Below are 20962 nucleotides of genomic sequence, written 5' to 3' on the forward strand. Positions count from 1 at the left end.
ATATGTATTATACACAAAATGAAAAGATTTTGCAAGTAGGAGAAGAAAAAATAATTGTCGGGATCGATGTAGGCAGCGAAAAGCACTATGCCAGAGCATTTGACTGGAGAGGGATGGAATATTCAAAGAAGGCCTATGTGTTCACAAATGACGCAGAAGGATTCGCAGGCTTTTTTGAATGGATCACCGGGATCATGGAAAAGAGCGGAAAAGAAACCGTTATGCCGGCTATGGAGCCGACAGGACATTACTGGTTCGATCTCGCTAAGTTTATTCAGGATAACGGAATGCAGCCGGTACTGGTCAATCCGCTCCACGTTAAGCGAAGCAAAGAACTTGATGATCACCTTCCCAGCAAGAACGACAGGAAGGATCCCGAAACAATTGCGAAACTCGTCATTGAAGGCAGATACGCTTATCCGTATATGCCTGAGGGTATATACGCCGAGCTAAGAAACGCAACCGTTCTTAGGTTTCAGGCAGAGGCAGAACTCACACGGATCAAAAATCGCATACAGCGCTGGTTTGCGATATACTTTCCGGAGTATAAAGACGTTTACGGTAGTTTCAGTGCAGTCAGCAGTATGATGATACTGAAAAAAGCTGCACTGCCGTGTGACATCATAGCGCTCGGAGAGGAAAAGATCAATGAGATATGGCGTGAAGCCAAGCTGAGAGCAGTCGGTAAAAAGAGGGCTAAGACCCTGGTAGAGGCTGCAAGGCGAAGCATAGGTCATACCGAGGGACATGAAACTGCGAGGTTTGAGATAACTCTGCTGCTTGAGGACTACGACAGACTTCAAAACCGACTTGAACAGATAATGGAGCTGATCGAAACACTGGTCAGTAAGGTGCCATATGCAAAGAAGCTGATGCAGATAAAGGGCATCGGGATAAAGACCGTATCAGGATTTATCGCAGAGGTCGGAGATGTAAGCAGATTTAATGACCCCAAGCAGATACAGAAGCTTGCAGGGCAGGCAATAGTTGCGAACAGCTCGGGCAAGCACAAAGGGCAGTCAAGGATAAGTAAGCGAGGGCGGAAGCGGCTTAGGTTTCTTCTGTTTGAGGCAGTCTTATCACTGACAGCGACAAATCCGGAATTCAAGGAAATACATCACTATTACACAGGCAGAAAAACGAATCCGCTGAAAAAGAAACAGTCGCTGATGGTACTGTCAAACAAGCTGATACGAGTGTTTTATGCCATACTGAAAAGTGGTGCTGACTATGATCCTGAAAAACTGTTAAGAGACATCAGGCGTCCCGAAGAGCTGCAAGCAGCTTAACGGGTGTAAGACCTACAAGCTGAAACTGCAGGCAGCGTCCGCCGAAAGGTGCTGCAGAGGAAGCAACACTAAGAAAACAACAAAGGATGAGCCGGCAGTCGGCAGGAATTATTACCAAGGGGCATGACCTCGAAACGGAGCTGCGCCGACGCCCTGTTATGGATAGGCAGAACGAAGGAAGTTGGGACTTCGCGTGACGAATGATCCCGTTGGACAGAGGAGGTTTGCTGCCGTAACGGATATGGGTCGCATCAAGGCTGTCAAAACAGATCTCTCAAGACGTTTTGTTTGCCGTACCCTGATAACGTTAAATCCGGCATTCAATGCTTTGGATCATCCATAACTTGGTTCATTTCTTGAACATAACTTTATGAAATACTGAGATTTCGCGAGTATTTATGAGATTTTACAAGATATTTTGAGGAGGTAATTAAATGAAAACAGCAATCGTTTATTATTCGCTTAACGGCAACACCGAGCAGACAGCTAATAAGATAGCTGAAAAGATCGGTGCGGATCTTATCCCTGTTCGTCCTGTAAAGGCTTATCCCGATACGGGTTTTGCTAAACTTTTCTGGGGCGGAAAAAGTGTAGTAATGGGTGAAAAGCCTAAACTTCAGCCATATACTTTTGATGCTGATAAATATGATCTTATTATTTTCGGTTCTCCTGTCTGGGCTAACACTATCGCTCCACCCCTGCGCACATTCATTGTAGAAAACCTTTCTGCACTCAAAGGCAAGAAGTTTGCAGGCATTACCTGTTTCACAGCGGGCGGCGGCGACAAGGCTCTCGCTAAACTGAAAGGATATCTCGGTATCGATAGTTTAGTTGCTGAACTTTTCCTTGCCGATCCCAAGGATAAGCCCGATCCTGCCAACGAACAAAAGATCAGCGAATTCTGCGAAAAGATAAAGTAAGGTTAAGTCATGTTATAAAGAAAGGCTGATATCTCTGATCTGAGCTCAATATCTGAACTGATCGCTTCAGCTGTTGAAGAAATGGAGCGCAATGATATCCAACAGTGGGACAGCATCTATCCTGCCGATTCAGATCTCCGGGCCGATATCGAAAGCGGCACGATGACAGTAGGTATAAAGGATGATGATATCGCTGTTATATACGTCATTAACAAAATCTTTGATGAACAGTATCGTAATGGAAACTGGCAGTATCCTGACAGTGATTTTAGTGTGATACATCGTCTTTGCGTTGCACCGAAATATCAGCACAAAGGTATTGCAGGGCATACCCTGACTCACATAGAAGACGAGCTTCGCAGGAACAGTATAGATACCGTAAGGCTCGATGTCTTTACAAAAAATCCATTTGCGCTCTCATTGTACCGTTCCAATGGCTACACTGAAGTCGGTACTGCCCATTGGCGCAAGGGCAGCTTTTTACTTATGGAAAAACACCTATAAAACAAAAACGCACACGTTTGAGAACGTGTGCGCTATTTGTATATTATTTAAGGAATCCGTTGATTATCTGTTCCTCCGCCTCAGCCTCGGTAAGACCGAGAGTCATCAGCTTGATAAGCTGTTCACCTGCTATTTTGCCGATAGCAGCCTCGTGAACAAGTGCTGCGTCAACACTGTTCGCTTCAAGTGAGGGAACTGCCAGTATCCTGCCGTTGTCCATAATTATTGAGTCGCATTCGGTATGACCTGTGCAGGCCGCATTACCGTTCACGCAGAGGTCAAGTTTCTGATAGGAGTTATCCCTGGCAACAGATCTTGAAACAACATCAGCAGCAGAACCGTCGCCGTTGAGTGATACCTGATAGGTACTCAGTGCCTGCTGATCGCCGTGAGTCATAAGTCTTTCGCGGACATTCAGCTTAGCACCTGCCTTCAGCTCGGCGATAGTTTTTCTGTCAGTAGAGTCAACGCCCTTTATCTGCACCATTTCCATATCGACAGTGCTGTTTTCTTCCATATAGACCTCGGTAACAGGATTGAGAACTCTCTTGCCTGTTCCGTCGCCCGAACCGTAGTGCTTCTCAACGTATCTTACTTTGGAATTCTTTCCTACAAAGAATCTGTGTACGCCGTCATGCTCGGAATCCTGATTGCCGCAGTTGTCGATACCGCAGCCCGCAACTATCAGAACATCACAATCATCGCCTACGTAGAAATCGTTGTAAACAGTCTCTTTCAGACCGCTCTCACTGAGTACGACAGGTATGTGTACACTCTCGTTCTTTGTTCCCGATTTTATCTTGATGTCTATACCGCTCACATCGGTCTTGCTTACTATCTCGATGTTCGCAGTAGAATTTCTTCCCACAGATTCACCGTTGGCACGGAGATTGTAAGCACCCTCGGGTATGTCATGAAGCTCTGCGACTTCCTGTAAAAGCTGTTTCTGTACAGCGTCCATTTTCAGCATCTCCATCGCCTCCTTATTCTTCTATCTTAGGACAGATAGTCTGTGCATAATTGCTGTGCATTATCTCAGGCAGCACTTCATCAGCAGGACCTCTTCTTACAAGTTTGCCATCTGCAAGGACAATGATCTCATCAGCTATCTTCAGAAGTCTTTCCTGATGTGAGATAACAACAACAGTCCTGTTCTTGTCAGACTTACGCATATTTTCAAATATCCTGATAAGATTATTGAAGCTCCACAGGTCGATACCTGCCTCGGGCTCATCGAATACAGCAAGCTTTACGTCTCTTGCCATAACGGTAGCTATCTCGATCCTCTTGAGCTCACCTCCTGAAAGGGAAGCGTTTACTTCACGCTTGATATAATCCTTAGCGCAGAGACCTACCTCTGAAAGATAGGAACAAGCATCGGATACTGAAAGATTCTTGCCCGCGGAGATACGCAGAAGATCAAGTACAGTCAGACCCTTGAAACGTACAGGCTGCTGAAAAGCAAAGCCTATGCCTGCCTTTGCCCTTTCGGTTATGCTCATATCGGTGATATCCGTATCATTAAAAATAAGTCTTCCGCCTGTGGGCTGAACTATGCCTGCGATTATCTTGGCAAGAGTGGATTTTCCTCCGCCGTTTGGTCCTGTTATAACAACAAACTTATTATCGGGTATCTCAAGATCTATCCCACGTATAATGTCGGAAGATTTTCCGCCGTCAACGGCGCTGAAAGAGATATTATTAAGTTTCAGCATTATTATGTTTCCTTTCTATAGAAATTTTCGATAATGTATCATTCGACTCATTAGATTATTATATCACATTATTCTGCATTTTACAATAGATTTTTTATTAATGACCTTAATTTCAAGTTGTGTTGACCTGTTAATATATTTAGCTGATTTGCCGACTTATTTAATTATGAAATCGTATGAAAACTCTTGAAATTGCATGAAAAATATGGTATAATATTATATATTTGTTGCGAACACCGGAAATTGTAAAACAATTGACCGATATTTATCGAAATATATGAAAGGGTGTGGTCTCGATGATAGATGACATAGTACAGGCTTTTCAATATTTTATAAAGCAGATGTCAGAAGTCACAAACCCTCTTGATACCGATAGCATAGCTGATGCTATTAAAGATATATGCAGATTATCAAATGTGGGAGTAATGAAAGTTGATGTCTATATGAGCATCACACTGATCGATACAGATGAAAAGGAGATCCATATCTTATATGATGATGGTGAGCCTGATGAGAATGTGATAAAGATAAAAAAGGTCACAGGCGGTTCAGGCGCTATCATATATACGATATTCCATAAAAAAGGAACAGAGCCATGGACTGAAAGGATCCACAACAGACTGGATCTGATGGCTTCTATATTGTATATGTTTACCAGCAGCTTCGTTCTGAATAATATCGCACAGAAATATGCTTTTACTGATGAATCGGGTTACCATAATCTCAGATATTTTGGCTCCGAGCTTATCAAACTGGTTGACGATAATAAGTTGAAAGGTCTTGCTGCTGCTCAGTTCAACCTTAAACATTTTCAGGGTGTAAATCATCAGGTTGGCAGGGATAACGGCGATATTGTCATGCACTCGTTCATAAACGGTCTTGATGAGGTCAAGGGCTGTTTTGTTCCTGTTTGCAGGATGGGCGGTGATAATTTTATTATGCTTATGTCTGCCGATAAGATCGATGATGTTATTGACTACCTCAAAGGTTCGACAGTATCTTTCGGCGATGGATTCAGTGAACGTGTCAATGTGAGTGCGACCGCGGGCATATACATATTTGAGGATGATTTTGAACTGAAGATCCTCGGTGACCTTATGGACAAACTGATGCCAGCATCAAGTCTGGCAAAAACTGCGGGACGCGATGATTTTATATTTTGCGATTCCGAGCTGATGAAGATCAGGCAGCAGATAGCTTCTATACAGCATCTGTTTCCATTGGCAATAGAGAATTCAGAATTTCTTGTGTATTATCAGCCAAAGGTGTCCATAACCGATGGCACTATCGTTGGTGCGGAAGCACTTTGCCGCTGGGCTCATGACGGCAAGCTCATCCCTCCCAAAGAATTTATCCCCATACTGGAACAATCCATGGATATCTGTAAGCTTGATTTCTATATGATAGAACAGGTATGCCGTGATATCAGGCGCTGGCTTGATGATGGCAGGAAAGTTGTTCGCATATCAGCAAACTTGTCACGCAAGCATATGCTGGATGTTGATCTTGTGCAGCATCTGCTGACTATCATTGATAAATATGAGATACCGCATGACCTTTTTGAGGTCGAACTGACAGAAACTACCACCGATGTAGAGTTCAAAGACCTTAAACGAGTTGTTCGCAGTCTCCAGAATATGGGCATTTCGACTTCTGTTGATGATTTCGGTATCGGGTATTCGTCACTTAACCTAATAAAAGAGATCCCCTGGAACGTGCTTAAAATCGATAAGAGCATAGTGCCTGTAGATGAAGATGACGAGAACAGCCCAACCAGTGTTATGTTCAAGTACGTTGTAGCTATGGCGCGTGAGATGGGTCTTGAGATAATCGCCGAAGGTGTTGAGACCGAAATTCAGGTTGAAGTGCTGAAAAGGAATGGCTGCAATATAGCTCAGGGCTTTTATTACGATAAGCCTCTCCAAGTGGCAGAATTTGAAAAACGTCTTGAAACAGGTGTCATCATAAAATAAAGATAATCACAGCATCTCTTTGCGGAGATGCTGTTTTTTGTCTGAAAGCTTTGATAAAGATTATCTTTGCGGTAAAGCGGGTCATTATTTCGGACAAACTGCCATATAATCAAACTAAGAAGGAGGACTTGCCATGGAAAATATCAAAAAAATCTTTATATTGTTTGTTTGTCTGATGATGCTTGGTTTTCTTGTACCGAAGAATACTTATGCCGAGACCGTGTCCATTGAAGATATACTTGAAGCTATGCCCGCAGAGGAGATAATTGCCGTTGAGTGTTCAACAGGTCAGGTGTTAATGGAGAAAAGATCTACGGATGTATGTGAGATATCTCATCTTGCAAAGCTGATGCTTGCACTTTTGGCGGCAGAAAAGATTGAAAGCGGAGAACTTTCTCTTACCGATACGGTAACGGTTTCTGCAAAAGCGAATTCTATGCCAGCACCTCAGATATGGCTGGATAAAAATGAAAAAATAACCGTGGAGGAACTTATCAAAGCCATCACGATAAGCAATGCAAATGATGCTGCTGTCGCCCTTGCAGAGTATATTTACAGTTCAACAGATGAAGCAGTAGCAAAAATGAATTGTAAAGCAAAATCGCTTGGCATGGATTCAACTACCTATGCAGATGTATGCGGACTTGACGACAGAACACGATCAGATGCCGCAGATACGGCGATTCTGGCATCTGAACTTGTCAAGTATGATATACTTACACCGTATTTCACGTCATGGATAGACCATGTCCGCGGCGGTAAAGCAGAGCTGGTCAACCTCAACCGTCTTGTCAGGACATATAAAGGTATAACAGGAATGAAAGCCTGTTCATCAGCTACGGCAGGTGAGTGTTCTGTTGCAACAGCAAAACGCGGGAAAATGGAGATCGCTGTTGTTGTACTTAAATGCAGTGACCGTACACTGTGCGATGATATCGCAAAAAAATTGCTCGATATGTGTTTTGATGTGTATTCGCTGTATACTCCCGAAATTTCAGAAGATATGCTCAAAAAGATACCGGTGATCCTTGGTGAGGAAAGCAAAGTATCGGTGGGATTCGGTGAACTATCAGCGGTTATAGTGCCTAAAGGTTCGTCAGAAAGCTTTGACATAAGCTTCGATAAGGAAAAAGAATTATCAGCACCGGTCAAGAAAGGTCAGGTCTGTGGAAAACTGGTGTGCAGGTATGGGGATCAGGTCATTTATTCTGCCGATCTTGTTGCTGAGAATGGTGTAAAGGAAAAAGACTTTTCGTTTTGCTTGAAGATTTTGCTGAATTATCTTCTAAAATTTTAAAACATATTTTGTTTGAATTACACAAAAGTGACAAGTCTATCTGAAATGACTTGCAATGTTATAAAAAATATTGTATAATGAATTAAAGCAATTTATTTAGAAAGGCTGATTAAAATGTCACTTACATTAAGAACAAAATATCTTGAGGGCTTTGTTGCAGATCATGAGTTCGATGCTATCGCTCCTGCTGTAACTGCTGCTCACAACACGCTGGCTGCCAAGAACGGTCTCGGCAATGATTTTCTGGGCTGGGTCGAACTGCCTACCGATTATGACAAGGAGGAGTTCGCAAGGATCAAGGCTGCCGCTGAAAAGATAAAGGATACTGCTGATGTGCTTATCGTTATCGGTATCGGTGGTTCTTATCTCGGCGCAAGAGCTGCTATTGAACTGCTCAAGTCGCCGTTCTACAACAATCTCAAGAAGGATACTCCCGACATCTACTTTGTCGGCAACAATATAAGCGCTACATACCTCAATGAAGTACTGAGTATCTGCGAGGGCAAGGATGTAGCTGTTAACGTAATTTCCAAGTCCGGTACTACTACCGAACCTGCTCTTGCTTTCAGAGTATTCAAGAAGCTGCTGGAAGATAAGTACGGCAAGGACGGCGCTAAGGAGCGTATCTTCGCTACTACCGATAAGGCAAAGGGCACACTGAAGGAGCTCTCCGACGAGATGGGCTATGAGACATTCGTAGTTCCTGATGATGTCGGAGGAAGATTCTCCGTACTGACCGCTGTTGGTCTTCTTCCCATCGCTGTTGCAGGCTGCGATATCGATGCTCTGATGAAGGGCGCACAGAATGCTCAGAAGAAGTACGCAAATGACGACGGCAACGACTGCTACAAGTACGCTGCTGCAAGAAATATCCTTTACAGAAAAGGCAAGAGCGTTGAGATGCTGGTTTCCTACGATCCCGCTTTCACACTGATGGGTGAGTGGTACAAGCAGCTATTCGGCGAGAGCGAAGGCAAGGACGGCAAGGGTATATTCCCATCTGCTGCTACTTTCTCCACCGATCTGCACTCTCTGGGTCAGTTCATTCAGGACGGTTCCAATCTCATGTTCGAGACCGTTGTGAACATCAAGACCCCCAAGCAGGACTTCTTCATTGAAGAGGATGCTGAGAACAGAGATGGTCTGAACTTCCTTTCAAATCAGAATATGTCTGTTGTTAACCAGAAGGCATTCGAGGGCACTATCCTTGCTCATACCGAGGGTGGCGTTCCTAATCTGGTCATCGACGTTGATAAGATCGACGAGGAGAACCTCGGCGAACTGATCTATTTCTTTGAGAAGGCTTGCGCTATCTCGGGTTATATGCTGGGTGTAAATCCCTTCAACCAGCCCGGTGTTGAGAGCTATAAGAAGAATATGTTCGCACTGCTGGGCAAGCCCGGCTACGAAGATCAGAAGGCTGCACTTGAGGCAAAGCTGGTTTGATCTGAAGAAATTATGCGGCACCGCCGCTTAAAATAAATGCTTTTATAGCAGAATGGAGAGTTATTATGATTAATTTGATTCCGGGAAAAAAGGGTACAGGCAAGACTAAGATACTTGTTGACTCCATTGTTAAGGCTGCAGAAAATGCAACAGGTAATGTTGTATGCATCGAGAGAGGCATGAAGCTTACTTACGATATCCCCCACAGTGTAAGACTTGTTGATGCTGAGGATTACGGCATCACCAGCTTTGAGACCTTCTATGGTTTCGTTGCAGGTCTGCTGGCTGGCAATCACGATATACAGGACATATTTGTTGATGGTATTCTGAAGATAGGCGGCAGAAACTATGATGAGCTGGGCGAGCTTATAGAGAAGATTGCAGTTCTGGCAAAGGATATCAACATCGTGTTCACAGTATCTGCTGATGTTGAAGAACTGCCTGCACAGGTAAAGGCATTTATCAAGTAATTTGTTAAATTTTATTTGATCCTGCAAAAAAATCAAAAAAACTATTGACAAATCACTGACTTCGGGTTATAATGGAGTTTGTGATGTTTGAGGTGTACTATGAAAATACATCTGAAAGAGCTTTTCGATATCGTAGGTGAGGTCAAAGAGTTTGACTATGAGATCTCTCCCGAACAAGTCGGAGAGTATTCGTCTTATGATTTTACAGCACCGATAGCAGTCAGGGGCATGGTAGAGAACCGCGCTGGCGTTGTAACACTTAGTTTCAGCGTAGTATTTACTTTGTCACAGGTCTGCGACAGATGTCTTAAAGAGTTTGAGCGTGAGTACAGCTACGATCTCAGCCATATACTTGTCAGACAGCTCCACAGCGGACGCGATGATTATGATGAGTATGTTGTCTGTGAGGATAATGTTCTTGAGCTCGATGAACTGGTCATTTCCGACCTGCTGCTGCATCTGCCCACCAAGATCCTTTGTAAAGAGGATTGCAAGGGGTTATGCTTCAAATGCGGCAAGGATCTGAATGATGGCGATTGTGATTGCCCGAAAGATCCGTTTTGATCTGACGACTGGTGTTACTATTACCGAAGAGGAGGTGCCAAAATGGCAGTACCAAAGAGAAAAGTATCCAAGGCTAGACGTGACAAGAGACGTTCAGCTGTTTGGAAGCTTGAAGCGCCTGCACTGAGCAGATGCTCCAACTGTGGCGAGCTGACTTCGCCTCACAGAGTGTGCAAGAACTGCGGTTATTACAAGGGCGTTGAGGTCATCAAGAAGGACGCATAAGCCTATTGGTACCTTACAGTCTTAAATAACAATGACTGAACAGGGCAGAGGAAATAAATTTTCCTCTGCCTTTTAGTTTGATGTTGATTTTTTCAGAAAGATATGCTATAATTAATATGATATGCGTTTTGTTATAAAGGAAGGGGAGTGTATTTATGGTTCTGCCTGTAGTAGCGGTGGTCGGAAGACCAAATGTGGGCAAATCCACGCTTTTCAATAAACTTATAGGTCAGCGGCTTTCTATAGTCGAGGACACACCTGGTGTTACCAGAGACCGTATCTACGGTAAATGTGAATGGCTGGGAAGAGAATTCATGCTTGTTGATACCGGCGGTATCGAGCCTGAATCCAATGATATAATTCTTTCTCAGATGAGAAGACAATCCGAGCTTGCAATAACTTCGGCTAATGTTATCATACTTGTTACCGATATCAAGAGCGGTGTGACTTCTACTGATATGGAAGTCGCACAGATGCTTCTGAAATCAGGAAAACCTGTTGTGCTTTGCGTAAACAAGGTGGATAATGTGGGTGAGCCTCCTATGGAGCTTTATGAGTTCTATAATCTAGGTCTTGGCGAGCCTTTCCCTGTATCATCGGTGCATGGTCATGGTACTGGTGATATGCTTGACGAAGTTCTCAAATATCTGCCTGATGTTACTGAAGAGGAAGACGATGAGGAGACTGTCAAGGTCGCTGTCATCGGCAAGCCGAATGTGGGCAAATCCTCGATGATAAACCGTATCTGCGGCGAGGAAAGAGTTATCGTTTCAGATATCGCAGGTACCACCCGCGATGCCACCGATACCGATATCGAAAATGAGTTCGGTAAGTTCGTCTTTATCGACACTGCGGGCATCAGACGTAAATCCAAGGTGCTTGAGTCTGTAGAGAAATATTCCGTGCTCAGGGCTTATATGGCTGTTGATAGAGCCGATGTGGCTGTTATCGTCATCGATGCTACTGTCGGATTTACCGAGCAGGACAGCAAGGTTGCAGGCTATGCTCATGAAAAAGGCAAGGCTTGCGTTGTTGCGGTAAATAAGTGGGACGCTCTTGAAAAAGACGGCAAGACAATGAATGAGTTTCGTAAGAAGCTGGAGGGAGATTTCAGCTTCATGAGTTATGTGCCTTTCGTTTTTGTTTCGGCAAAGACAGGTCTGCGTATAGACAAGCTGTTTGAGATGATACGCTATGTCAAGGAAAAGAACTCCATACGTATTGCAACAGGTAAGCTAAACGAAGTTCTGGCATATGCTACTCAGCGTGTTCAGCCACCCTCTGATAAGGGCAGAAGACTCAAGATATACTACATGACACAGGTATCCACCAACCCGCCCTCTTTTGTATTCTTTGTTAACAGGGCAGAGCTTTTCCACTTCTCCTATCAGCGTTACATTGAAAACCAGATACGCGAGACTTTCTCGCTGGACGGCACGCCCATTGTTTTCAAGATAAGAGAGCGCGACAGGGACGATGTTAAATGACCGACAGGAGTTCGTTATAATATGAATATTTTGGCTATATTATTTACAGTAATATTCTCATATCTTTTTGGCAGCCTTAACTCGGCTATCATAGTTTGCAGGCTCTGGAAAAAACAGGATATCCGCGATTACGGCAGCAAAAACGCTGGCCTGACCAATGTTCTGCGTGTTTACGGCAAGGGCCCCGCTCTTGCGACGCTGCTTTGTGACCTTGCAAAGGGCGTTATTGCAGTAGTCGTATGCCGTCTGCTTGTACACAAGGTCATGGGTGTTGAATTCTTCGGTGATCCACATTTCATCGGATATCTTGCAGGTCTGTTTGTAATGCTGGGACATTGTTTCCCTGTATTCTACGGATTTCATGGCGGAAAGGGCGTTCTTCTGGCAGCAACAACACTTCTCGCCATTGATCCTCTTACTTGTCTGTGTGCACTTGTAGTATTTGCGGTACTGCTGGCAATAACCAAGTATGTGTCCGTAGGTTCGATATTTGCGTCAATTGCTTATCCGACTTTCACCTTTATTCTGCAGAATTTTGTCTACAAGGATAACTACGCAGTTATCCCGAATACGATCATGGGAGTTCTGATCTGCATACTGATAATCTCACTGCATCACGCAAATATCAAGAGACTTATGAACGGCACCGAGAACAAGTTCGGTCAGAAGAAAAAAGAAGCTTAAATTTTGCATCACTTTTCGGCAAAGATCGCTCACACATTTTGTGATCTTTGCCGTTTTCTGTAATATTCTTTTTACTGACACATGATTTTCACGTGTATGGGATATAATGACGGACATAAACGGAGGGATGTGTTATGTATAAATATTCACATACTAACGAAGACAACAGCATTTCTCTTCACGACAGCCGTGCCGCAAAAATATCCTTTGATTCTGGTGTACTGACCTTTATTTTTAAGGACGGTTTTTATGTTGCCGAAAGAAATGTTAATAACTTCCATAAAAAGTTGTGCTATACAGGCAGATCAGAGGTTGGTTTTAAAACCCTCAGTAAGGATATAGATCAGGATCTGACCGTCTATATTTTTACTGAGACCGACTCCGAAAAAAGGGCTATCAGAGATGAGATATCCTACGCTGAATTCGCACAGATGCTTGATAGCGGCATGGAACTTGAATTTCTGTATGCATACAAGGGCTACCGTTCTTATGTTTATGAATGCTGGCTCTGGTTTGATAAAGAACCTTACCACAAAGAATGTGTTCTTATGATCTCGGCAGATGAAGCTGTATATAAATGGAACGAGCTTTTTGTTGAAGAATAGATATACAAGATATATACTCAAATTCTAAAATAACGGGAGGTATGAAATATGGCAAATATCACAATACTAGGTTCGGGAGGATTCGGACTTTCTCTTGCAATAATGTGCGACAACGCAGGTCATGACGTAACTGTATGGAGCAAATTTCAGGACGAGATAGACACTATAAACAGGACGGGAGAACTTAAAAGCAAACTGCCCGGAGTTCTGATAAACAAGTCAATTAAGCTTACCACGGATATTTCTGCGGCAAAGGGGAAGGATATGGTCATTATCGGTATACCTTCAAACTTTGTCAGAAGCGTCTGCGAAGAAGCCGCACCTTATATCGACAAAGAGACGATCATCGTAAACACCGCGAAAGGGCTTGAAGCTGACAGTCTTAAAACCATGACCCAGGTTGAAAAGGAATGCTTCCCCGAGAATACCATTGCAGTGCTTACAGGTCCTTCTCATGCGGAAGAAGTTGCAAGAGGCATACCAACGACTGTCTGCACAGCCTGCGAGAACAGAGAGGCTGCGTATTTTATTCAGCAGACCCTTTCAAACAATACTTTCCGTGTTTACGTCAACGATGATGTTATGGGCTGTGAGATAGGCGGGTCGCTGAAAAATGTCATAGCGCTGGCTGCTGGCGTGTGTGATGGTCTGGGAATGGGTGATAATACCAAAGCAGCCCTCATGACACGCGGTATCCGTGAGATCGAAAGGCTCGGTATAGCTTTGGGTGCAAAGCGAGATACCTTTGCGGGACTCAGCGGTATCGGTGATCTTATCGTTACTTGCTGTTCCATGCACAGCCGCAACAGACGTGCAGGCATACTTATCGGTCAAGGCGTTGACCCCACCGAAGCTGTAAGGCAGGTAGGCACAGTTGAGGGTTACACCTGCACCAAGAACGCTTACGCTCTTGCCAAGAAAATGGGTATCGAAATGCCCATCACCGAAGAACTTGCGAAGGTACTCTTTGAAGGTTCACCTGTAGGAGAAAGCATAAAGAAACTCATGGGCAGACCTTCCAAAAACGAGACCGAGAGCCAGTTCCTTAACTGACGGAGGTGTATCATGCTTAAAAAGTATAATATAAAAACCGATAAAGAGGGACTTTACAATATTACCAGCTATGTAAGGCAGACACTGAACGAATCGGGAGTTGAAAGCGGTATCGCTGTGATTTTCTGTCCCCATACAACTGCGGCTATCACCATAAACGAGAATGCCGATCCCGATGTGCAGACCGATCTGCTTTTCGCTCTGGATAAGACATATCCCGACAGACCTCAGTTCAGGCACATGGAAGGAAATTCAGCGGCACACCTCAAATCAAGCTGTGTAGGCGCTTCTGAAACTGTCATCATCGAAGATGGCACTCTTTTGCTGGGTACGTGGCAGGGTATTTACTTTGCTGAATTTGACGGACCCAGAACAAGAAGCTTTTATGTAAAGATCGTCAAGGGATAAAACTTGATATGCATTTGATTGATAAATAATAGATCACTGCGGAGAAACGCGAAATTTCTCCGCAGTTTTTTCTAAGAAATTTGTGAAAACCCTTTACAAGAGACGAAAAATATAGTATAATTTTATTGTGAGTGATTGCGCAGGTTTGCGTAAATGTTTTTTAAGGAGTGTTATTTATGGGAGCTAAATATAAGCGTATCCTCCTCAAGCTGAGCGGCGAGGCTCTTGCGGGAGATAAGAAGATGGGTCTTGATTACGATATAATCAATTCCTTTGGCAAGAGCATAAAGAAAGTCGTTGATGCAGGCGTTGAGGTCGGCATAGTTGTGGGCGGAGGAAATTTCTGGAGAGGACGTTCCAGTGGTGCTATGGACAGAACAAGAGCAGACCATATCGGTATGCTTGCCACTGCTATGAATGCCCTTGCAGTTGCTGACGGTCTTGAGAACTGCGGCATGGAAGTCAGAGTTCAGACCGCTATTTCTATGCCTCAGGTAGCTGAGCCTTATATCAGGAACAAGGCTATGCGTCACTTTGAAAAGGGCAGAGTTTGTATATTCGGCTGTGGAACAGGTAACCCCTTCTTCTCGACCGATACCGCTGCTGCACTGAGAGCTGCCGAGATAGAAGCTGATATATTCTTAAAGGCTACCATGGTAGACGGCGTTTACGATAAGGATCCCCATAAGTATGATGATGCTGTCAAGTATGATACACTGACATTCAGCGAAGTGCTTGAAAAGGGACTTCAGGTAATGGATTCCACCGCAGCTGCACTTTGCAAGGATAATAACATTCCCGTACTGGTCTTCGATCTCGCAAGACCCGATAATATCTTTGATGCCTGCATGGGCGAAAATGTAGGCACACTGGTATCAGCTGAATAATAAAAGAAAGGAAGATATGTTATGCAGGAAATTAAAAATAAAGCTAAGGAAAAAATGGAGAAGTCGGTAAACGTTATGCTTTCCGATTTTGCCGCTATAAGAGCGGGCAGAGCTAACCCCGCAGTACTCGATAAGGTAAAGGTCGACTACTATGGTTCTCCCACACCTGTTAACCAGATGGCTGCTGTATCTGTTGCCGAGGCAAGAATACTGGTCATCACTCCCTGGGACAAGAGCACTCTGAAGTCTATTGAGAAGGCTATTCAGGCTTCCGATATCGGTATCAATCCCCAGAATGACGGTCAGACTATCAGACTGATATTCCCTCAGCTGACAGAAGACAGACGTAAGGAGATCGTTAAGGATGTCAAGAAGGGCGGCGAGGATACCAAGGTAGCTGTACGTTCCATCAGACGTGACGCTATCGAAAAGATCAAGGCTAAGAAGAAGAACAACGAGATCACCGAGGATGAGCAGAAGGACGGCGAGGAAGCTATCCAGAAGATCACCGATAAGTTCATCAAGGAGATCGATGGTCACGTAGCCGAGAAGGAAAAAGAGATCCTCTCTATTTAAGGTGACGAATGGCTAGGAAAATAAGCTGTTTAGGTGATAATATAATACCTCCCGCACACGTTGGCGTTATAATGGACGGTAACGGCAGATGGGCTAAAAAACGCGGCCTGCCAAGAAAGTTCGGACACCGTGAAGGTGCAAAGAATTTCCGTTCAATAACCAAGCACGCCAAGGCGGTAGGTATAGATTATATCACGTTCTATGCGTTCTCTACGGAGAACTGGAAGCGTCCCAAAGATGAAGTGGACGCTATAATGGATCTTTTTGAAAAATACCTTGATGAGGTCGAGGACTTCATCGAGGAGAATATCCGTATAAGGTTTATTGGTGATAGGTCGCAGCTGAAGCCCTCGCTTCAGGCTAAAATGCGTCATACCGAGGAGACCTCCAAGGATTTTGATGCTATGACACTGGTGCTTGCCATAAACTACGGCGGCAGGGACGAGATATGCCACAGTGTTAAAACTCTTGCCGAGCAGGTAAAGCGCGGTGAGCTGGATCCTCAGGATATCACCGAGGATATGATAGAACGTAACCTTTATACAGAAGAGATCCCTCCGCTTGATCTTGTTATAAGACCCAGCGGTGAGCAAAGGCTGTCCAACTTTATGATATGGCAGGCGGCTTATGCTGAATTCTACTATACAAATATCCTCTGGCCTGATTTCAAAAATGCTGATTTCGACAGAGCGATACTTGATTTTTGCGAAAGAAACAGAAGATTCGGAGGAATTTAAACTAATGTCCACACGAATAATCTCCGCTGCGGTGGCGCTGGTTGCAGCCATCGTCCTCGTAGCATTCCATTCAACTATATTGATAAACCTTGCAGTCGGTGCACTGTCAGTAATGGCTGTTTATGAAGTGTTCAAGGCGGTCGGCTTCGATAAATACAAGCACCAGCATATCGCTTGTATGGCTTTTGCAGGTGTTGATGCGTTAGTACCGTTTTTCCTTTATAGGCTGAATACCTTGTATTTTTTCAGTTATAAGCTATATCTTGGTATTTTTGTTCTGACAATGTGCATACTGTATCTTAGGGATCATAAGACCCTCAAGTATACCGAGTTCTTCGGAATGCTTGGTTCTACAGTACTGATAAGCTATGCTTTTGGTACATTGATAAAGCTGGCTCAAGACGATTCTATTGCTTTCAGTGTTGCGACTGAAGCAAGGGGAAAAGCACAGGTCTACCTGATAGTTATATCACTTGCGGCGGCTTGGCTGGCAGACAGCGGCGCGTATTTCGTCGGAACTTTCTTCAACAGAACAGGCAGAGAAGTACATCACCCGTGGCCAGAGATCAGCCCTAACAAGACGCTTGAAGGTCTTGTAGGCGGTGTCGTTACCAACGGACTGATACTCGTTATCACAAGCCTGATCTTCGATCTGGTAAACCCTGCTTTTAAGATACGCTATTACTGGCTGGTTTTCCTGGCGGGAATGATAGCAGCACTTATCGGTCTGGTTGGCGACCTTACAGCATCTATGATCAAGCGTCAGACAGGCATAAAGGACTACGGAAAGATAATGCCCGGACACGGCGGTGTTATGGACAGGTTCGACAGCGCTCTGCTGGTAGTACCTTTCATATACTACCTTGCATCACAGGGACTGCTTATCGTAGGTACAAATATATAACGCTCAAGGGGCAGGTCTGAAAGGCTTACCCCTTTTGAACGTTTTTTACAGAGGTCTTTTTTATGAAAACTATCAGTATTTTAGGTTCTACAGGATCTATAGGCACACAGGCATTGGAAGTTTGTGAGGAGCATAACATAAAGGTAAAAGCTCTGGCGGCACATTCAAATGCAAAGCTGCTGGCAGAACAGGTCGTTAAATTCGGTGCGGAGTATGCTTGTATTTTTGATCAAAACAAGCTTGATGAACTGAAAAGCTGTCTGGAAGGCGGAAATGTTACTCTGCTGACGGGCATGGAAGGTCTGAAAACTATCGCATCACTTGATGGCGTTGATATCATGCTTAATTCCGTGGTAGGTATGGTAGGGCTTGTACCTACTCTTACAGCTATTGAACATGGCACCGATATCGCTCTGGCGAACAAGGAGACTCTTGTTGCGGGCGGTAAGCTTGTAATAAACGCCGCTAAGGAAAAAGGCGTTAATATATATCCTGTGGACAGCGAACATTCTGCTATATTTCAGGCAACTCAAGGCAATAGCATGAACCGTGTCAAGGGGATAATACTTACAGCTTCAGGAGGACCTTTCTTCGGAAAGACCATCGATGATCTTCGTGATGTTACAGTTGAACAGGCGCTAAATCATCCTAATTGGTCTATGGGCAGTAAGATAACCATAGACTCAGCTACCCTTATGAACAAAGGTCTTGAATTTATCGAGGCTATGTGGTTGTTTGATCTTCGACCCGAGCAGATAGAGATTGTGGTACACCGCGAGAGCGTTATCCATTCAGCGGTGGAGTTTGAGGATAATTCCGTTATCGCACAGCTGGGTGTCCCCGATATGAAGATACCGATACAGTACGCTCTGCTTTACCCGAACAGGGTACACTGTGATGTAAAGCATCTTTCCTTGACTGATTACGGCAAGCTGACATTTTCAAAGCCCGACTACGAAACTTTCAAATGCCTTACTGCCTGCATAAAAGCGGTAACTGATGGCGGGATACTTCCTGCCGCTGTCAACGGTGCAAACGAACAGGCTGTTGCGGCTTTTCTGTCCGGAAAGATAAGCTTCCTCGGCATAGGCGAACTTGTTGAAGAAGTACTTAATAACACGCAGAATAAAGAGATACACAATGTCGATGATATCCTTGAAGCCGACAGGGCAGCAAGGAAATACGTGGCAAAAAGAATATTAGAAAGGCGATTTTAATGAGCATAATCATTGCAGTAATAATTTTCAGTCTTATTATAACTATCCATGAATTCGGACACTTCATCGCCGCAAAATCAAACGGCGTAAAAGTAAACGAATTCGCTATCGGCATGGGACCCGCCATATTCAAAAAGAAGAAAGGTGAGACCCTTTACGCCATTAGGATATTCCCAATAGGTGGATACTGTGCCATGGAGGGCGAAAACACCGACAGCGCCGACGGCAGAGCATTCTGCCAGAAAGCTGTATGGAGACGTATGATAATCGTAGTTGCGGGTGTATGCATGAACATGATACTTGGTCTGATACTTCTGATGGTACAGACGGGTATGAGCGACGCCATCGTTACAACGACGGTTTCAAAGTTTGAAGAAAAGGCAGTCAGCCAACAGACAGGACTTAAAGTTGATGACAAGATAATCGCCATTAACGGCATGAGGATATTCACTTCGACTGATATGTCCTACAAATTCAGCACCGACGAGGACGGTATTTACGATATGGTCGTCGTGAGAAACGGTGAGCGTGTCAGCCTGAAAGATGTCAAGCTTGCTACATCTGTTAACGAAGAAGGACAGATGAGAATCCACTATGATTTCTGGGTAAAGCCCCAAAAAGTTACTGCAGGTTCTGTGGTTACTCAGGCTTTCAAACAGACAGCAACCGATGCAAGGCTGATCTATATATCTATTGCTGATATGATAAGAGGAAAGTACTCGCTGAAAGATATGAGCGGTCCTGTTGGTATCGTTGATTCTATCGGCGATGTAATAGACAGCGAGCGCGATGAGGAAACAGGAAAGATCGATTGGAAAAGTCTGATAGATTCCATTCTCTATATATCCTCGTTCATCACCATAAATGTGGGTGTGTTCAATCTTTTGCCTCTGCCTGCACTTGATGGCGGAAGATTCATTTTCCTGATACTGGAAGCAATCCGCAGAAAGCCTGTCCCTCCCGAAAAGGAAGGTCTGGTGCATACCGTTGGTCTTGCGGCAATGCTTCTGCTGATGGTGGTCATAACGGTCAGTGATATAACAAAACTGGTTTGATATGAAAGATGTTAACAAACTGAAAGGCGGTATCTACGGTCTGCTTGTGGGCGATGCTCTGGGCGTTCCTTATGAATTTCATTCCGCTGAGGATATACCGCCAGCCACAAAGATAGATATGCAGCCTCCCGCAGGATTTGCAAGAGCACATATTGGTGTTGAACCTGCCACATGGTCTGATGACGGAGCTCAGGCGCTTTGTCTGCTTGACAGCCTTGTTGAGGTTGGTCATTTCGATCTGAAAAACTTTTCTGATAAAGTTCTTGCATGGTATGATGAGGGTCTGTGGGCAGTTGATGGAATTGTGTTCGATGTTGGCGTACAGACGAGTATGGCACTTGATGCATACAGGAACGGACTTTCACCCGAAAAATGTGGTCTTATAAGACCTGATGGCAAGGGTAACGGCGCTCTTATGAGAGTTCTCCCGCTTGCGCTTTGGCATGAGGGTACTGATGAACAGCTTGTTAAGGACGCTCATATTCAGTGTCTTATAACTCATGGCAATATCACAAACCTTGTTTGCTGTGGTTTGTATGTTCTTATAGCAAGGTTTTTGCTTGATGGTCATTCTTTCGATGATGCGCTGTCTTATGCGGTGGCTGAACTCAGGCGTATATATTCGTCTATGCCCGAGTATCTTGAAGAGTTTGAATTCAGGCTTTGTCCCGATGAACCTGATATATGGCACGGTAACGGCGGCGGGTACGTTGTTGATTCGCTGAGAAGCGCAGTTATGATAATGAAAAGAGCATCAAGCTATGAGGATGCCGTAAAACAGGCTGTAGCATTAGGTGATGATACCGATACAACTGCCTGCATCACAGGCGGTCTTGCGGGGATAGTATTCGGCTATAACAGTATTCCGATAAAATGGCGTGATGAGCTTCGCGGCAGAGAACAGGTGGACGAACTCCTGTCTAAATGGTTAAAATAAAGGGGATTA

Annotated in this window: 23 protein-coding genes; 21 read left to right on the forward strand and 2 right to left on the reverse strand. The window is 44.3% G+C overall.

Annotated features, from left to right (window positions below):
* The first annotated feature begins 2 nt into the window (after nt 1-2).
* The 3 genes from N773_RS0103020 to N773_RS19675 all read left to right on the forward strand — a co-directional run bounded on the left by N773_RS0103020 (nt 3) and on the right by N773_RS19675 (nt 2713).
* A complete protein-coding gene (locus N773_RS0103020) occupies nt 3-1289 on the forward strand; it encodes an IS110 family transposase (protein WP_024856388.1) in 1287 nt (428 codons plus the stop codon).
* Between the two features lie 434 nt (nt 1290-1723).
* Complete coding sequence (locus N773_RS0103025; protein WP_024856389.1) at nt 1724-2209, forward strand: flavodoxin family protein; 486 nt, start codon at nt 1724-1726, stop codon at nt 2207-2209.
* A gap of 81 nt (nt 2210-2290) precedes the next feature.
* A complete protein-coding gene (locus tag N773_RS19675; protein WP_080678289.1) occupies nt 2291-2713 on the forward strand; it encodes a GNAT family N-acetyltransferase in 423 nt (140 codons plus the stop codon).
* Between the two features lie 43 nt (nt 2714-2756).
* Here the strand turns inward: N773_RS19675 and N773_RS0103035 are convergent, their stop codons facing one another.
* Both N773_RS0103035 and N773_RS0103040 read right to left on the reverse strand, forming a co-directional pair.
* The gene (locus N773_RS0103035) at nt 2757-3683 is read right to left on the reverse strand and encodes a SufB/SufD family protein (RefSeq protein WP_024856390.1); all 927 of its coding nucleotides are present in this window, start codon (nt 3681-3683) and stop codon (nt 2757-2759) included.
* Between the two features lie 13 nt (nt 3684-3696).
* Nucleotides 3697-4428, reverse strand: a complete 732-nt coding sequence (locus tag N773_RS0103040) for an ABC transporter ATP-binding protein (protein ID WP_024856391.1) — start codon at nt 4426-4428, stop codon at nt 3697-3699.
* Between the two features lie 296 nt (nt 4429-4724).
* On the opposite strand from N773_RS0103040, the gene N773_RS0103045 reads away from it, so the two are divergent.
* The 18 genes from N773_RS0103045 (at nt 4725) to N773_RS0103130 (ending at nt 20953) form a co-directional block, all read left to right on the forward strand.
* Nucleotides 4725-6401 carry a bifunctional diguanylate cyclase/phosphodiesterase gene (locus N773_RS0103045; RefSeq protein ID WP_024856392.1) on the forward strand — a complete coding sequence of 559 codons (1677 nt, stop codon included), beginning with the start codon at nt 4725-4727 and terminating at the stop codon, nt 6399-6401.
* Between the two features lie 133 nt (nt 6402-6534).
* On the forward strand, nt 6535-7698 hold the full coding sequence (locus N773_RS0103050) for a D-alanyl-D-alanine carboxypeptidase family protein (protein ID WP_024856393.1): 1164 nt from the start codon (nt 6535-6537) through the stop codon (nt 7696-7698).
* Nucleotides 7699-7812: 114 nt separating this feature from the next.
* Complete coding sequence (locus tag N773_RS0103055) at nt 7813-9144, forward strand: glucose-6-phosphate isomerase (protein WP_024856394.1); 1332 nt, start codon at nt 7813-7815, stop codon at nt 9142-9144.
* Between the two features lie 65 nt (nt 9145-9209).
* Nucleotides 9210-9614 (forward strand): hypothetical protein, encoded by a 405-nt coding sequence (locus N773_RS0103060; RefSeq protein WP_024856395.1) that lies wholly within the window; start codon nt 9210-9212, stop codon nt 9612-9614.
* A gap of 99 nt (nt 9615-9713) precedes the next feature.
* Nucleotides 9714-10178 (forward strand): YceD family protein, encoded by a 465-nt coding sequence (locus N773_RS0103065; protein WP_024856396.1) that lies wholly within the window; start codon nt 9714-9716, stop codon nt 10176-10178.
* 42 nt (nt 10179-10220) lie between these two features.
* Complete coding sequence (gene rpmF / locus N773_RS0103070) at nt 10221-10403, forward strand: 50S ribosomal protein L32 (RefSeq protein WP_024856397.1); 183 nt, start codon at nt 10221-10223, stop codon at nt 10401-10403.
* 155 nt (nt 10404-10558) lie between these two features.
* The gene (gene der / locus N773_RS0103075) at nt 10559-11890 is read left to right on the forward strand and encodes a ribosome biogenesis GTPase Der (RefSeq protein ID WP_024856398.1); all 1332 of its coding nucleotides are present in this window, start codon (nt 10559-10561) and stop codon (nt 11888-11890) included.
* Nucleotides 11891-11911: 21 nt separating this feature from the next.
* On the forward strand, nt 11912-12574 hold the full coding sequence (plsY, locus tag N773_RS0103080) for a glycerol-3-phosphate 1-O-acyltransferase PlsY (protein ID WP_024856399.1): 663 nt from the start codon (nt 11912-11914) through the stop codon (nt 12572-12574).
* Between the two features lie 134 nt (nt 12575-12708).
* Nucleotides 12709-13179: a hypothetical protein gene (locus N773_RS0103085; protein ID WP_024856400.1), complete on the forward strand. Its 471-nt coding sequence runs from the start codon at nt 12709-12711 to the stop codon at nt 13177-13179.
* Nucleotides 13180-13227: 48 nt separating this feature from the next.
* Nucleotides 13228-14232 (forward strand): NAD(P)H-dependent glycerol-3-phosphate dehydrogenase, encoded by a 1005-nt coding sequence (locus N773_RS0103090; RefSeq protein ID WP_024856401.1) that lies wholly within the window; start codon nt 13228-13230, stop codon nt 14230-14232.
* Between the two features lie 12 nt (nt 14233-14244).
* Complete coding sequence (locus N773_RS0103095) at nt 14245-14640, forward strand: secondary thiamine-phosphate synthase enzyme YjbQ (protein ID WP_024856402.1); 396 nt, start codon at nt 14245-14247, stop codon at nt 14638-14640.
* 176 nt (nt 14641-14816) lie between these two features.
* Nucleotides 14817-15527, forward strand: a complete 711-nt coding sequence (pyrH, locus tag N773_RS0103100; protein ID WP_024856403.1) for a UMP kinase — start codon at nt 14817-14819, stop codon at nt 15525-15527.
* A gap of 21 nt (nt 15528-15548) precedes the next feature.
* A complete protein-coding gene (gene frr, locus N773_RS0103105; protein WP_013498773.1) occupies nt 15549-16103 on the forward strand; it encodes a ribosome recycling factor in 555 nt (184 codons plus the stop codon).
* Nucleotides 16104-16111: 8 nt separating this feature from the next.
* On the forward strand, nt 16112-16840 hold the full coding sequence (locus N773_RS0103110) for an isoprenyl transferase (RefSeq protein WP_024856404.1): 729 nt from the start codon (nt 16112-16114) through the stop codon (nt 16838-16840).
* 4 nt (nt 16841-16844) lie between these two features.
* On the forward strand, nt 16845-17744 hold the full coding sequence (locus N773_RS0103115) for a phosphatidate cytidylyltransferase (RefSeq protein WP_024856405.1): 900 nt from the start codon (nt 16845-16847) through the stop codon (nt 17742-17744).
* Nucleotides 17745-17806: 62 nt separating this feature from the next.
* Nucleotides 17807-18961 carry a 1-deoxy-D-xylulose-5-phosphate reductoisomerase gene (locus tag N773_RS0103120; RefSeq protein WP_024856406.1) on the forward strand — a complete coding sequence of 385 codons (1155 nt, stop codon included), beginning with the start codon at nt 17807-17809 and terminating at the stop codon, nt 18959-18961.
* On the forward strand, nt 18961-20016 hold the full coding sequence (locus N773_RS0103125; protein WP_024856407.1) for a M50 family metallopeptidase: 1056 nt from the start codon (nt 18961-18963) through the stop codon (nt 20014-20016). Before N773_RS0103120 ends, N773_RS0103125 begins: the two co-directional genes overlap by 1 nt.
* Nucleotide 20017: 1 nt before the next feature.
* The gene (locus tag N773_RS0103130; RefSeq protein ID WP_024856408.1) at nt 20018-20953 is read left to right on the forward strand and encodes an ADP-ribosylglycohydrolase family protein; all 936 of its coding nucleotides are present in this window, start codon (nt 20018-20020) and stop codon (nt 20951-20953) included.
* Nucleotides 20954-20962: the final 9 nt, after the last annotated feature.

Origin of the sequence: Ruminococcus albus AD2013 (assembly GCF_000526775.1) — a bacterium.
In the GTDB taxonomy this organism is placed as follows: domain Bacteria; phylum Bacillota; class Clostridia; order Oscillospirales; family Ruminococcaceae; genus Hominimerdicola; species Hominimerdicola alba_A.